General features: G+C 64.5%; 12 protein-coding genes. 8 read left to right on the forward strand and 4 right to left on the reverse strand.

Annotated features, from left to right (window positions below; all coding sequences use genetic code 11):
- Window positions 1-191 precede the first annotated feature (191 nt).
- Genes AC1DP9_RS26675 through AC1DP9_RS26700 form a run of 6 tightly spaced genes read left to right on the forward strand, consistent with a single transcriptional unit; the run spans window position 192 to window position 7,730 of the window.
- On the forward strand, window positions 192-671 hold the full coding sequence (locus AC1DP9_RS26675) for a DUF3304 domain-containing protein (RefSeq protein ID WP_477108960.1): 480 nt from the start codon (window positions 192-194) through the stop codon (window positions 669-671).
- A gap of 22 nt (window positions 672-693) precedes the next feature.
- The gene (locus AC1DP9_RS26680; RefSeq protein ID WP_477108961.1) at window positions 694-1,134 is read left to right on the forward strand and encodes a DUF3304 domain-containing protein; all 441 of its coding nucleotides are present in this window, start codon (window positions 694-696) and stop codon (window positions 1,132-1,134) included.
- Between the two features lie 23 nt (window positions 1,135-1,157).
- Window positions 1,158-2,819 carry a T6SS phospholipase effector Tle1-like catalytic domain-containing protein gene (locus AC1DP9_RS26685; RefSeq protein WP_477108962.1) on the forward strand — a complete coding sequence of 554 codons (1,662 nt, stop codon included), beginning with the start codon at window positions 1,158-1,160 and terminating at the stop codon, window positions 2,817-2,819.
- A gap of 15 nt (window positions 2,820-2,834) precedes the next feature.
- On the forward strand, window positions 2,835-3,086 hold the full coding sequence (locus AC1DP9_RS26690) for a PAAR domain-containing protein (RefSeq protein WP_454757520.1): 252 nt from the start codon (window positions 2,835-2,837) through the stop codon (window positions 3,084-3,086).
- Window positions 3,087-3,096: 10 nt separating this feature from the next.
- The gene (locus AC1DP9_RS26695) at window positions 3,097-4,329 is read left to right on the forward strand and encodes a hypothetical protein (RefSeq protein WP_477108963.1); all 1,233 of its coding nucleotides are present in this window, start codon (window positions 3,097-3,099) and stop codon (window positions 4,327-4,329) included.
- Window positions 4,329-7,730, forward strand: coding sequence for an ImcF-related family protein (locus AC1DP9_RS26700; protein WP_477108964.1), 3,402 nt, complete (start codon window positions 4,329-4,331; stop codon window positions 7,728-7,730). The genes AC1DP9_RS26695 and AC1DP9_RS26700 overlap by 1 nt, the downstream gene beginning before the upstream one ends.
- Before the next feature lie 10 nt (window positions 7,731-7,740).
- Here the strand turns inward: AC1DP9_RS26700 and AC1DP9_RS26705 are convergent, their stop codons facing one another.
- The 3 genes from AC1DP9_RS26705 to AC1DP9_RS26715 form a co-directional block, all read right to left on the reverse strand.
- Window positions 7,741-8,214, reverse strand: coding sequence for an aminoacyl-tRNA deacylase (locus tag AC1DP9_RS26705; protein ID WP_092301669.1), 474 nt, complete (start codon window positions 8,212-8,214; stop codon window positions 7,741-7,743).
- Between the two features lie 37 nt (window positions 8,215-8,251).
- Complete coding sequence (locus AC1DP9_RS26710) at window positions 8,252-9,190, reverse strand: LysR family transcriptional regulator (protein ID WP_477106216.1); 939 nt, start codon at window positions 9,188-9,190, stop codon at window positions 8,252-8,254.
- Window positions 9,191-9,290: 100 nt separating this feature from the next.
- Window positions 9,291-10,604, reverse strand: a complete 1,314-nt coding sequence (locus AC1DP9_RS26715) for an MFS family transporter (RefSeq protein ID WP_092301665.1) — start codon at window positions 10,602-10,604, stop codon at window positions 9,291-9,293.
- Window positions 10,605-11,007: 403 nt separating this feature from the next.
- On the opposite strand from AC1DP9_RS26715, the gene AC1DP9_RS26720 reads away from it, so the two are divergent.
- Both AC1DP9_RS26720 and AC1DP9_RS26725 read left to right on the forward strand, forming a co-directional pair.
- A complete protein-coding gene (locus AC1DP9_RS26720; RefSeq protein ID WP_441593711.1) occupies window positions 11,008-12,165 on the forward strand; it encodes an acyl-CoA dehydrogenase family protein in 1,158 nt (385 codons plus the stop codon).
- Window positions 12,166-12,243: 78 nt separating this feature from the next.
- The gene (locus tag AC1DP9_RS26725) at window positions 12,244-12,822 is read left to right on the forward strand and encodes a hypothetical protein (RefSeq protein ID WP_477108965.1); all 579 of its coding nucleotides are present in this window, start codon (window positions 12,244-12,246) and stop codon (window positions 12,820-12,822) included.
- A gap of 105 nt (window positions 12,823-12,927) precedes the next feature.
- Here the strand turns inward: AC1DP9_RS26725 and AC1DP9_RS26730 are convergent, their stop codons facing one another.
- On the reverse strand, window positions 12,928-13,299 hold the full coding sequence (locus tag AC1DP9_RS26730; protein ID WP_092301661.1) for a PHA-granule associated protein 4: 372 nt from the start codon (window positions 13,297-13,299) through the stop codon (window positions 12,928-12,930).
- Window positions 13,300-13,437 lie beyond the last annotated feature (138 nt).

A 13,437-nucleotide genomic window follows, 5' to 3' on the forward strand; every position in this document is an offset into this window, starting at 1 on the left:
GTCTCCGTGCCTCCCTATCGGCCAGTCTCCGTGCCTCCCTATCGGCCAGACGAATTGGGAAGGTTTGCCGTGCATTTTCTGCGCGACGGCAATGTCAAGGTGTTCGTGACGATGATGAATCTTCACCATCCCGACTATCCCTTGAAGGGCGATGAAGCTCGGCTGTAACGACACCGATTGGAGAGATAGCCATGACTTACAGCACTGCAGCACCATCTTCAGGCCGTCTGAATCGTTTCAAAGCACCTCGCTCGCGGGTGTGGTCAGCCGGCCTACTTACAGCATTGTCACTGGCCGTGTCCGGATGTGGCGACGAGCCAATCTCCGTGTCAATGGTTGGCTACAACCACACCGATGTGGGCATCTACGCGTTCGAAGTCAATGGCTATGGCGGCCCAAATATTGGAGCGCACGAGGGCGGCGGAAAGTTCACGTGTTGCGTCACGGTGCCACGGATCTACAAGCCTGGCACGACGGTGAAGGTTCGATGGGTCAATCGCATCGACGATGTTCCGCAGGAGCGGATCGTCCCGGTGCCGCCCTATGGGCCGGAGGAAATTGGAAGGGTCGCGGTGCATTTTCTGCGAGACGGCAACGTCAAGGTCTTCGTGACCATGATGGCGCTCCGTCATCCTGACTATCCCTTGAAGGGCGACGAGGCGCGCAAGTAACCACAGTTCCACGAGGAGAGTCATGCCTTACACAGTAGCGCGCCCACGGGCGTGGATAGCCGGCCTGCTAGCAGCATTGCCACTGGCAATGTCCGGTTGCGGCGACAAGCCCATCGCGGTGTCAATGGTTGGCTACAACCACACGGACGTGGGGATCTACGCGTTTGAGGTCAACGGTCATGGCGGACCGAATATCTGGCCGCACGAGGGCGGTGGCAATCGCACGTGTTGTGTCATGGTGCCCTTGGTCCACGAGCCCGGTATGACGGTAAAGGTCAGATGGGTCAATCGCATCGACGATGTTCCACAGGTGCGATTCGTCTCCGTGCCTCCCTATCGGCCAGACGAACTGGGACGGTTTGCCGTGCATTTTCTGCGCGACGGCAATGTCAAGGTGTTCGTGACGATGATGAGTCTCCACCACCCCGACTATCCCTTGAAGGGCGATGAAGCTCGATTGTAGCCAAACCTATTGGAGAGAACGACATGCCTTACAGCATCACGCCGCCGCCGAACATGCCCGCAAGTGGCGTGCGCGACCTTACACCACGGGAGACTATACAGCGAGCCAGGGCAATGGCCTGCATCCGAAAAAAAGATCCTGCCCAGTGCGGTGGCCAGATATATGTGAGCCTCTTCTTCGACGGCACGGGCAACAATATGGACTGGGAAGAGCCAGGCCTCGGCACCACTCAGATGGCCGCCGGAAAACATAGCAACATCGCTCGCTTGTACAAGGCCCGGATCGATAATCCAAGAAGTGGATTTTTCTCCCAGTACATACCAGGAGTCGGCACCCCTTTCCCTGAGATTCGCGACACTGGTGGCTCGCTTGGCCTTGCGGCGGGGTATATGGGCGCGGACAGGATTAACTGGGCGATACTGAGTATCCTGGATTCGGTACACGAGTACCTGACGGAAACTACCTTGTTCGGCACCGGTCAAGTTGGAACCGTCGCTAACCTAGCGAGCAAGACTGGCTTCGAAACTCGATATCGCCGTAGGGTGATGGACACCTGGGAGAAGCGACTGGAAGCGGTCGTAAAGGACCGCGAGCGCAAGGTCACGCACATCAACATCGCCGTGTTTGGCTTCTCTCGTGGCGCGGCCACAGCGCGCGTGTTCGCCAACTGGCTTCTCCAGTGGCTGGAGCAGGAGGATGGCGGCTACCGCCTCGCCGGCATCCCGTTGCGCATCTATTTCATGGGCTTGTTCGATACCGTGGCGTCGGTCGGCGTGGCCGACATGCTGCCCGGTTTCGATGGCCGTATGGACTGGGCGACGCCCGCGAATCTCGAGATCCATCCCGCCGTGGAGCAGTGCGTCCACTTCGTGGCGCTGCACGAACAGCGCGCGAGCTTTCCGCTTGAGCTTGCCGCACGTGCCACGCAGGTGGCGTATCCAGGCATGCACTCCGACGTGGGTGGCGGCTATCGTCCCGGGGAACAGGGCAAGGCGATGCCCGGCGGCGGTCTGTCATCGCCCCATTTGTCCCAGGTTCCGCTTATCGACATGCATCATGCCGCGCTCGTCGGCGGCGTACCGCTGATGAGCATGGAGGAAATCAAGGAAACGCCTGACGTTGCCCCAGACTTCGATTGCCCGCCGACACTGGCGGCCGCGGTGAACAACTTCTTCGACCATTGCGGGATCAAGACGTCGGCGAAGGGCAAGGATGGCGTGGTGGCCGTCCTACGATCCCACACGCTGCAATACCTGCAATGGCGAGACGGCCTTCTCCGGCCAGGTCGTCTAATGGAGAACCGACGTTTCTTCAGAGAGGCACACCTGAGGACCGACCGGGCGCAACTACGGGAAGCCCTCAAGGATTTCACCGCGCAGCTTGTCGATCTCCGCGTCTGGGCCCAGGACACCGGGGTTGCAGCAGTGGCGCTCGATGGAGTGGCGAGATTGAATCCCATTGCCGGCGCCGTGCTTCGCACTACGCGAGGCCGGCGCGCCGGACCCGTGGATGCCGAGACGCTCCGCATGCTCGAAGCGGTCAGCCTTGGCGCCACATTGCCCCCCGCCGTGCAGCACCTGATGGACGACTACATCCACGACTCGCGGGCCGGCTTCCGGATTGGCGGAATGATGGAGCCGAGGGAGTTAACCGATGGCTACTTCCGCTATCGCCGTGTTTTCTGAATCGGGAGGACGGACATGAGTGATCTCATCCGATTGGGCGACGCCAACGATCACGGCGGCAAGGTGGTCAGCGCCTCCGCCACCATGCGCTACGACGGCCGCGCGGTGGCACGCGTGGGCGACAGCGTGTCGTGCCCCCGGCATCCGGAAGTGCGTCCCAACCTGATCATCGAGGGCGATGCTTCCATGCAGGACCATGGCGTGCCCATCGCGCGGCACGGCCATCGCGCCACGTGCGGGTGCAAGCTGATTTCAAGTCTTCTGTGAGGCCCAGTCGATGACAGTGGAATTGCCTCGTTCGACGATGGATGCCGAACCGCCGGCGCGCCCAGTAGCGGTCGTGTGGCTGGGCCTGCTAGCTGCATTTCTGGCGGGCGGCGCCCTTTGGACCTTGCTTGGGTCGCCGAAGGACGCGCCAACAGGAACACCGTGGTTCTGGATGTGCCTGCTAGGCTTTCCGTTGCTCGGCTGGTGCGTACTGTTCGGCTTTCGCCTCCACTTCTACGAAGATGAGATGAACCGTCTGACCGCCACGGCGGACGCCCGGCAGCGCGAATTCGAAGCTGCCGTGGCATTCGGCGCCGAGCCGCTAGCGGTGCTCCACGCCGCGTATCTTTGCGCGATGCGGACCGGTTGCGCATCCGGTCTGATCCTGGAGCGGGATTCGGTTCTCGTTGCCCACTCGCCGCGCCCGCATCTGCCGCCGGTTCGCCATTCCAGGCTGCCGCTGGCCGAGGAAGTGGAGCCGGGTGGCCGCTATGCGGAAGTGTTCGAAGCCATTCTCGGACAACTGGAAATGCCGCTACGCGCGTTGCCCCCGAGCGTGCCGCTGGATGTCACGTTGCAGGTGTCCGATGGCGTCGATCCGGCGCCGCTTCGCCACGCCTGGCAGACATGCTGGACAGCCACGGGCCTCCATCACGTTGAAGCCTCGGTCCTCCCAGCCAATGATGGGCTGATGGCGCTCGATGCCTGGCTAGACGAGACGGGTGGCCCGGCGCTGGAACGATTCCGCCTCTTCGTTGCCGTCCAATTGCACGAGACGCCGCCACAGAACAGCGCCGAGGCGGCCGTCGCGCTGCTATTGGGCTGGGCGCCATTGGCGGAGCGGCTTGAGCTGCCCGCCGTTGCCACGCTACATCGGCCTGTGGCCGCCGCCCATGGCCTCGCCGACACCATCCGGACAGCCGCGCTGTTCGGCCAGATAACGCCGGATGCCTTGACACACCTGTGGCAATCCGGCCTGCAGAAGGCCGAGAAGGCGGCCATGCTGACCGAGGGCTCGGAAATCGCACTGGGCGCGACACAGACCGATGAACTCGCCGGCGTGCATGACATTGACGCTGCGCTCGGCAACCCTGGCGTTGCCACCCCATGGCTCGCCGCTGCACTGGCTGTAGAGAATGCCCGGCAGCGTGGCGAGCCGCAATTGATCGCGTGCAGGGAACGCACGCTTTGCCTGGCAGTCGTACGCCCCCCGGCTGGCCCCAAGGAACAGGAAACAACGTGATGACACATCCAAAGAGCCGGGGGTACACCATCGTGGTCTCCGCCATGACGGCGGCGGTCGCAGCCACGGCATACCTGATGGGCGATGGCAGCGACTCCGCCCGGCGGCAAGCGGTCATTGCGATGATCGTGGGCGCCGCAGTGCTCCTGATGCGTGGTCCGGTCGCCGCGGCGTGGAAGGTGCTGGCCGCCCGATCGGCCCGAGACACGCCGCACCAGCGCGATCCGGCAGCGCGCCGGGGCAGGCGGGAGCCCGGCGATGTGGCACTGAAATCGACGGAATATGACAGGCTCAAGCAAGCGTTGCAGGACCCGGGCGCCCGTCATCTGCCTCGTCTGCTGCTGACGGGCGATGACGCCGTCATTGCCGAGTTGCTGCCGGGCATCGTCAACGACCGCTGGCAGATTACCGAAGAAGCGCTTCTGCTGTGGAATCAGACCGGGCCGGATGGCCAACCAGACCGCGCCTGGCTGGATCGACTCCGCAAGCTGCGGGCCGCGCCGGTGAGCGCCATTGTGTTGGTGACACATGGGGAGGCCGATTTACGACCCCAGCGCCGGGGAATCGTCACGCTGGGCATGCGGCTGGACCACATTGCGAAGTCGCTACGCTGGGCGGCGCCGGTCTACGTGCTCGACGTCGCCCGTATCCATGACGTGGCCGGCGACGGGCCCACGCCTGTGATCGGGTGCGAACTGCCGCCGCGAGCCAATGCGGCGGCCATTTCCGTTGCCTTGGGTGAACTGCGGAGCCGCCTGGCGACGCTCGGGATTGAAGCGTTGATCGAGAACGGCCGCGACCGCTTCCTTGCACAGCTATCCCAGCGCCTCGACATCCGTGGCAAGGCGCTGGCAGACTGGATCTTCGGCATGAATGCCCGGCCCGGCACTTTCATGCCGATCCGGGGTGTCGTTTTTGCGCCGGGACCAGGCGCGATGTCGGGCGGATCGGGCTACCATCCCGCTGCAGTCCTGCCGCTTTGGCGCTATGTCGGCGAGCGTGCCAACCGTCTTGGCGGTCGCCGCATCGGCTTCCATCCGGTCACCGTCTTCTCGACCATCGCGCTTGTAGCCATTGGTCTGTGGAGCGCCGGGATGTTGCTCTCCGGCTTCCAGAGTGCCCGCAGCATCCATGCTGCGCAGGAAGCCGTCGATGCCATCGCCGCCGCCCCCAACACCGCCGAGCGCCTTCGTTCGCTGCTTGGCCTGCAACACGAAATCGCGCACTACGCGCCTGATGCCGGCCACCTGGCATCGATCTCCACCCGCCTCGGCCTCAATCGCGACGCCGCCATCGCTTCCGCGCTGTGGGAACTCTACGCCAAACATAGCCGGGAACTGCTTGTCGCGCCGATCCAGCAGAATCTCGAAGATGAACTCGCCGAGCTGGCGCAGGTCCAGGCCGCTGGCCTTGACACGCAAGCCAGCGATTGGGCGCTCCGTGGACGAGAGAGCCTCAAGACGTATCTCATGCTCGCCAACCCGGAACGCGTCGAGCCGGACTTCCTCAAGACCGAACTCGTCCAGTACTGGCAGACCGATGCCCGCATCACGCCGGGCGAGCGCGACGATCTGGCCGAGCGCCTGCTCAAGTTCCACGCCGACCACTTCAAGTCCCATCCCGACTGGCGCATCACCGCACGCCCGGAGTTGGTGGCAGGCGCGCGCCGGACAGTGCTCGCGGTGATCGACCAGCGCAACGCGCAGGACACGCTCTACAGGCAGGTGATCGACGGGATTGGCGGCCGGTTTCCCGACCAGACATTGGCGTCGCTGACACTCGGCACCGATGCGCGCGGGCTGATCCGCGCGAATGCGCTGGTGCCGGGCGCCTACACCCGGCAAGCCTATGAAGACCATGTGGCCGAGGCAATCGAAAGCGTCGCCAAGCGCACGCAGGTCACAAGCGATTGGGTGCTCTCGGGCGCTAGCGCGCCACAGCAGCCTACGTCACCCGCCGACCTCCATGCCGCATTGACAGCCCAGTACTTTGCCGACTATGCCGACCACTGGCAGCGCTTCATGAACAGCCTGCAATGGGAGCCGGCGCCTACGCTGCCGGGCGCCATCGATCAGTTGAAGCTGATGGCGGACGCCCGCCAGTCGCCGGTCATTGCGCTGATGACCTCGCTCGAATATCAGGGCCGGGCTGGAGTCCGGGCTGACTCGCTGTCCGACACGCTTGTAGCCAAGGCGCAGGACATGCTTGGCAAGAAGCCGGCCGGGCCGAAGCGGGTGAAGCCCGCCACCGCCGGTCCCTTGGGACCATCATTCGGGCCGATCACCCGGCTCGTGGCGCAGGATCAGGCCAGCGCCGGCGACCTGAGTCTGCAACGCTTTCTCGAGCGCGCCACGGCATTGCGGCTGCGGCTGCAGCAAGTGAGCAACAGCCCGGACGCCGACGCCCAGGCTCGTCAGATGGCGCAGGCGCTGTTCCAGGGCAAGGCGTCCGAGTTGGCCGATACCCAGGCGTATGCGCGGCTGATCGCCGCCAGTCTGGGTGCAGAGTGGGCGGGCATGGGCGAGGCGTTGTTTGTCCGCCCCATTGCCCAGGCGACGCAAACCGCGCTCCAGCCCGCCCAGGCGAGCCTCAACGCGGCCTGGCGCGAGAGCATTGCCATGGCGTGGGGCCGCTCGTTCACCGGTCGCTATCCGTTTGCCGACACCGCCAACGATGCCTCGCTGCCCGAGTTGGCGCGCTTCCTCAGGCCACAAGGGGGGCTGATCCAGAGTTTCCTCGCCGCGCAGTTGGCCGGCGTGCTGGAACTGCAGGGCGATCAATGGAAGCCAGCTGCTACGGGCGGACAGGCGGTGGCATTTGATCCGGCGTTCCTGGACGCGATCAACCGTCTGCAGCGGATAGGCGTGCGCCTGCTCGCACAGGGGGAGCCGCGTTACCAGTTCGAACTCAAGCCGATTCCCGCGCCTCGCCTGACCGATACGCTACTGACGCTCGATGGCCAGCAACTTCACTACTACAACCAGCGCGAGACATGGCAGGCCATGATCTGGCCCGCAAGCACGCCGGACAGCCCAGGCACCCGGCTGCAATGGCGTACGGAAGCGGCCGGCACCAACAAGCACTATGAGTTCACGGGGCGATGGGGGCTGGTGCGGATGCTCGAGCGCGCCAGCGTCGAGGCGATCGACAGCGCGACGTTCCAGATCACTTGGCACGGCTCGCCCGAGAGCCTGGTTTCGAATCTTCCGCCAGAACCCGATAGCCTGATGCCCCGCGCAGCGATGCAGCCTATGTCGAAGGACATCGCCTATCCGATCCGCTACCTGATGCGCACCGAACTCGGCCAAGGGCCGTTGGAGCTGCTGGCATTGCGCGGATTCGTGTTGCCGTCGCGCATCTTCGCCGATCGCGCGCCGACCGCAGCGGCGCGCGGATCGTGAAACTGCCCCCTCACATCATCCGATGCGAGAACCTGCCCCGTTCCGCGTCCGACATCAGCGCCATGAACTGGTCGCGTTGCATGTGCACCAGTTCCTCGTGGTCGCCGGCTTCGAACCAGATTTCGGGTTCTTCCATCAGGCATTCATCCACATAGGTCGGCATGCCGTAGGACATGGCCACGGGCGGGATGGCGCCGAGGTCGCAATCCTTGAAAACCTCGCGGATCTCGTCCTCGTGGGCCAGTACCAGGTCACGGCCGGTTTGCTCGCAGATGTCCGAAAGCCGGAGGTGGTGGCTCGAAGGAATCACTGCGGCCACGTAGCCGGCCTGGTCCTCGAGCAGGACGGTTTTGGCCAGCCGGTTGCCGGGTACATGGGCGGCCTGGGCGGTGGCCATGCTGCTCAGGCTGTAGGGGTGACGGATGATGTCGAACTGGCTGTTCATGCGGCTGAGCCGGCCAGCCAGGGTGTTTGCGATTGCCATGATTGCCTGCCTCCTGCGCCAGCACGCGCCGGTTGTTCTAGGTCTTTTCAATATAGGCTCTGGCGTCGCGCATGCGGGGCCAGATCGCCTGGAGTTCGGTCTTCAGGAAGGTCAGCAGGTAGCGCGTGGCCATGGTCTGGTAGCGGTTCGGCATGGTCAGCAGGTACAGCTTGCTGCCGAAGACGCTGATGCGGTAGCCGTCCAGCAAGGGCACGAGGGTGCCCTGCGACAGTTCGTCACCGATCGCGTACATCGGAAAAATGCCAATGCCGAGCCCGCCGACCACGGCGTCCTTGAGAAACGCGAAGTTCTCGGAACTTAGCGTCGGAGCGAGCACCACCTGTTCCCGGGCGCTGTCCTCGCCGCGCGTGCCGGAGGCCTTGAGCTTCTGGCCTATCGGAGAGGCGCAGACGATGGCGTGGGCCGTCAGGTCGCCCAGTGCCGCCGGCGCCGCGCGGCCCGCCAGGTAGGACGGCGCGGCGCATACGACCCAGTCCACCTCGCCGATCTCGGTGGCCACCACGGAGTCTGGCGGCGTGGAAATGATCCGCAGCGCCACTTCCACGTCCTCGGACACAAGGTTGTGGATGCGGTTGTCGAACACCACGTCGAGCGTGATGTCCGGGTAACGCTGCTTGAACTGCACCAGCAGCGGCGACAGCAGGCTGTGGCCGAGGCCGGTGGGCACCGACAGTCGCACATGGCCCTGCAGGCTCTTGCCCATGCTGCTGATCAGCGCGTTGGCGGCGGCTACCTCGCCCAGGATGTTGCGTCCGTGCTCGTACAGGCCGGCGCCCACGGGCGTCGGCTCCACGTGTCGCGTGGTCCGCCGCAGCAGTTGCACGCCGAGTTCCTCCTCGAGCGCCTTCAGGTGGTAGCTGACGTTGGCGCGCGTCATCTTGAGCTTGCGGGCGGCGGCGCTGAGGTTGCCGGCATCGACGATGTCGACGAACAGGCGCAAGGCGTTGAGATCCATGGCGGCGGGGTGGCGGAGATGAGAAAGGGTCCGAAGGCCCACCAAAGAAAAAGGGGCCCGGAGGCCCCTTAGTTTGCCATGCTCGCCCGGAGGCGGATGGTCAGTGCTCGTGATGCAGGTACTTCGCCTGGCGCGGCAGCCGCAAGCTGACGAAGAACGCTAGCACCATCATGCCCGTGACGTACCAGTAGAACGTGGTCTCATGGCCCATCGACTTCAGGCCCAACGCCACGTACTCGGCCGAGCCGCCGAAGATGGCGTTGGCCACGGCGTAGGCCAGGCCCACCCCCAGCGCGCGCACTTCGGGCGGGAACATCTCGGCCTTCACGATGCCGCTGATCGAGGTGTAGAAGCTCACGATCGCCAGCGCCACCGAGATCAGCACAAAAGCGAGTTCCGGGCTCGATACGGTGCGCAGCGCGGTCAGGACCGGCACCGTGACCAGTGCGCCCAGCGCGCCGAACATCAGCATGTTGTTGCGGCGGCCGATGCGGTCAGACAAGGCGCCGAAGATCGGCTGCATGCACATGTACAGGAACAGGCAGCCCGTCATGACGTAGCTGGCGGTCTTGATCGACATGCCGGCCGAGTTGACCAGGTACTTCTGCATGTACGTGGTGAACGTATAGAAAATCAGCGAACCGCCGGCGGTATAGCCCAGCACGGTGAAGAACGCCGCCTTGTGGTGGCGGAACAGTTCCGCCACGCTGCCGGCTTCCTTGCTGTTGCGGCTCTGCGCCGACGAGGTCTCGTGCAGCGTGCGGCGCAGCAGCAGTGCTACCACGGCAGTAATCGCGCCGATCACGAACGGAATGCGCCAGCCCCAGGCCCGGAGTTCGGCTTCATCGAGCAATTGCTGGAGCACCACCACCACCAGCACCGCCAGCAACTGGCCGCCGATCAGCGTCACGTACTGGAACGATGAGAAGAACCCGCGCCGGCCCTTGAGCGCCACTTCACTCATATAGGTTGCCGTTGTGCCGTATTCGCCACCCACGGACAGGCCTTGCAGCAGTCGCGCCAGCAGCAGCAGGGCGGGGGCGAGGGTGCCGATGGTGGCGTAGGTCGGCAGGCAGGCAATCAGCAGCGAGCCGAAGCACATCATCACCACCGAGATCAGCATCGAGTTCTTGCGCCCGTTGCGGTCCGCGATGCGGCCGAACAGCCAGCCGCCGATCGGTCGCATCAGGAAGCCGGCGGCAAACACGCCAGCCGTGTTCAGCAGCTGGGCAGTCGGGTCGGCTTTCGGGAAGAACGACGGCGCAAAATAGATGGCGCAGAACGCGTAGATGTAGAAATCGAACCATTCAACGAGGTTGCCGGACGAAGCGGCAACAATCGCGAAGACGCGTTTCCTGGTCTCCTCTGGGGAGGGTGCCGTGGAGGTATCGGCGGTTGAGGCGATTTGAGTCATGGACCTTCTCTTTCTTGGCGGCGAGGGGCGCCGCTGGGATCGGGGCGCGGGCGGAGCCGCGGCAGGCGGCAAGCGGGGGCCAGACGCGCGGAACACACCCGTGGGTTGTGCCCGGGTAGCGTACTCCGAACGCAACAAGGTTGCCCAGCCGATAGCGGCGAATAAGTCACGTGGCGAATGCATCACCACTTGCCGGTATTGGGTTTCCGGGCGATTGTTCTGCAGGGTGGATTGTTTGTTCTGCATGCCGCACTAGGCGTGACAGCGAACCAGCGGCAGGCACGCCGGTGATTGTCAAATTGTTTTATCCCTTCTGTCCAAGCCTGCGTGGATTGTCAAATCGGTCAGGCGGCGTACCATTGACGCCCATTGTGTCTGACCCGCATTGACCCGGAGATTTGCCATGGCCCTCGACGCCGAATCGTTTTCCCTGCTGCGCGCCTCGGTGCAGCGTTTCATCGACGAACGGCTGAAGCCGGCGGAAGACACGCTGGAAGAACTGGACGAAGTGCCAGCCGAGATCGTCGCCGACATGAAGGAGATGGGCCTGTTCGGCATCTCCATTCCCGAGAACTACGGCGGTATCGGCCTGGCCATGTCGCAGGAATGCGATGTGGTCTATGACCTCGGCCATACGGCGTTTGCGTTCCGCTCGGTGTTCGGCACCAACGTGGGCATCGGCTCGCAGGGCATCCTGATGGACGGCACCGAGGCGCAGAAGCAGGAATACCTGCCGAAGATCGCCAGCGGCGAGCTGATCATCTCGTTCGCGCTGACCGAGCCGAACGCCGGCTCCGACGCCGCCTCGCTGCAGACGCGTGCCGAGCTGGATGGCGACCACTACGTCATCAACGGCACCAAGCGCTTCATCACCAACGCGCCGCGCGCCGGCGCCTTCACGCTGATGGCGCGCACCGGCGGTCCGGGCGCGTCCGGCATCTCGTCGTTCATCGTGCCCGCCGATACGCCGGGGATCTCCCTCGGCAAGCCGGACAAGAAGATGGGCCAGCGCGGCACCAAGACCTGCGACGTGGTGCTGGAAAACGTGCGCGTGCCGGCGGCCAACATCATCGGCGGCGTGCCGGGCGTGGGTTTCAAGACCGCGATGAAGGTCCTCGACCGTGGGCGCCTGCATATCTCGGCGCTGGCCTGCGGCATGGCGCACCGGCTGATTACCGACGCCGTGGCCTATGCGAAGGAGCGCAAGCAGTTCGGCAAGCCCATCGGCGACTTCCAGCTGATTCAGGGCATGCTGGCCGACAGCCAGGCCGAGCTATACGCGGGCCTGTCGATGGTGCGCGACTGCGCGCAGCGCTACGACGCCAAGCCTGCCGGCAAGAGCGACCCCGAAGTCAGCATGCTGGCCTCGTGCACGAAGATGTTCTGTACCGAAATGGTGGGCCGCGTGGCGGACCGCGCCGTGCAGATCCACGGCGGCGCCGGCTACATCGCCGAATACAAGGCCGAACGGTTCTACCGCGACGTGCGCCTGCTGCGCCTGTACGAAGGCACCACGCAGATCCAGCAACTGATCATCGCCAAGCAACTGCTGCGCGACTGATGGCCAGCGCCCGGCCTCCGGGCCGGGTGCCATGCAACCCGCGACGAAAACCCGCGACGATAAGCAGGGGGAGGCAGGATGAGCAAGTTCCAGGCAACGGTGCCGAGGGCATCGAGCGTGTCCGTAACGTCCGCGCCGTCAGTGGCGGCCGCCAAATCGGCCGATGTGCACCGGCTGCGCGCGGTGGTGGCTACCTACCGCACGGCGTTGCAGGCGTACACGCTGATGGTGTCGCCCGACGACCTCATGGCCTTGAGCAACGGGCCCGCGCCGGCGCACTCGGCGCGTGATTACCGCGCGCAGGCGCATCTGGACCGGCTGCGCGACACCGTGCGCGAGAGCGGGCTGGCGCTGCCGAATGCCATCGTGGTGGCGGTATCGGGTGGCCGCATGCAATGCGAATGTGATCATCTCTACGCGCTGGAGCTGCGCCCACAGGCCGGAGACGGCCTGATCGTGCTCGACGGGCATGAACACCTCGCCGCCCTGGCGGGTGGCGCGCGTGGTCATATCAAGACGCTGGTTACGGCGGTGCTTTGCCGGACATCGATCGACACGGCGCAGCCGGGGCTGGCCCCAGGCGCCGACGCCGATCACGCCGTGATGCACGCCTCCGCAGCCGCCCGTTGGGCTGGCGCGACGCGCGTCTGGCAGTAGCTTCCCGCCAGGTTTCCACGTCGATTCAATGCAATGACGGCCCGCGAGGCCGTCATTTGCCATGTGCGGCCGTCAGTTACCCGTCCGTTGCCCGTCAGTTGCCCGTCACGGCCAGACGCCGTCCACGTCGCGCAGCAGATGGCCGGCGAGAATGTAGTCGCCCAGGCGGGTCGCCTTGGCTTCCAGATCCAGCAATTCATTGTCGGCAAGCGTGCCGAGGTCGAACTGGCAATAGAGATTCCGTTGCCGGAACGTGCCTTTGGGTTTGGCGAGCCCCTCGACCAGGGCCTCGCGGGAGCGGACAGCGATGCTTTCCTGTCCGCGGTATTGCACTTTGATGCCGCGCTTTTCTCCGAGCCGGCCCAACTCGACGGCATCCTGCCATCCGGTTTCGTAATCCAGCTCAAGCGCCAGCACCTGCTCGGAGGCCAGAAGCCGAAGCGCTTCCGACTTGCTGCCAGCTCGCACGATTGACATCCACACCTCTTGTCTCAACGAATACTGTACGAATATACAGTGATTGACCGGCCGTCACAAGGACGCGGAAGGGGTAGTCACGGGCGTTTCGGCCCGCAACCCCGGCCCCGGGCCGGTCTCGCCAGAATTGGCGTTCTT

The organism is Cupriavidus sp. 01L43, from assembly GCF_056399925.1.

Bases quoted from the DNA above. Each gene is read 5' to 3' on its own strand.
- AC1DP9_RS26675 (WP_477108960.1), top strand. From the start codon at position 192: ATGACTTACAGCACTGCAGCACCATCTTCAGGCCGTCTGAATCGTTTC.
- AC1DP9_RS26680 (WP_477108961.1), top strand. From the start codon at position 694: ATGCCTTACACAGTAGCGCGCCCACGGGCGTGGATAGCCGGCCTGCTA.
- AC1DP9_RS26685 (WP_477108962.1), top strand. From the start codon at position 1,158: ATGCCTTACAGCATCACGCCGCCGCCGAACATGCCCGCAAGTGGCGTG.
- AC1DP9_RS26690 (WP_454757520.1), top strand. From the start codon at position 2,835: ATGAGTGATCTCATCCGATTGGGCGACGCCAACGATCACGGCGGCAAG.
- AC1DP9_RS26695 (WP_477108963.1), top strand. From the start codon at position 3,097: ATGACAGTGGAATTGCCTCGTTCGACGATGGATGCCGAACCGCCGGCG.
- AC1DP9_RS26700 (WP_477108964.1), top strand. From the start codon at position 4,329: ATGACACATCCAAAGAGCCGGGGGTACACCATCGTGGTCTCCGCCATG.
- AC1DP9_RS26705 (WP_092301669.1), bottom strand. From the start codon at position 8,214: ATGGCAATCGCAAACACCCTGGCTGGCCGGCTCAGCCGCATGAACAGC.
- AC1DP9_RS26710 (WP_477106216.1), bottom strand. From the start codon at position 9,190: ATGGATCTCAACGCCTTGCGCCTGTTCGTCGACATCGTCGATGCCGGC.
- AC1DP9_RS26715 (WP_092301665.1), bottom strand. From the start codon at position 10,604: ATGACTCAAATCGCCTCAACCGCCGATACCTCCACGGCACCCTCCCCA.
- AC1DP9_RS26720 (WP_441593711.1), top strand. From the start codon at position 11,008: ATGGCCCTCGACGCCGAATCGTTTTCCCTGCTGCGCGCCTCGGTGCAG.
- AC1DP9_RS26725 (WP_477108965.1), top strand. From the start codon at position 12,244: ATGAGCAAGTTCCAGGCAACGGTGCCGAGGGCATCGAGCGTGTCCGTA.
- AC1DP9_RS26730 (WP_092301661.1), bottom strand. From the start codon at position 13,299: ATGTCAATCGTGCGAGCTGGCAGCAAGTCGGAAGCGCTTCGGCTTCTG.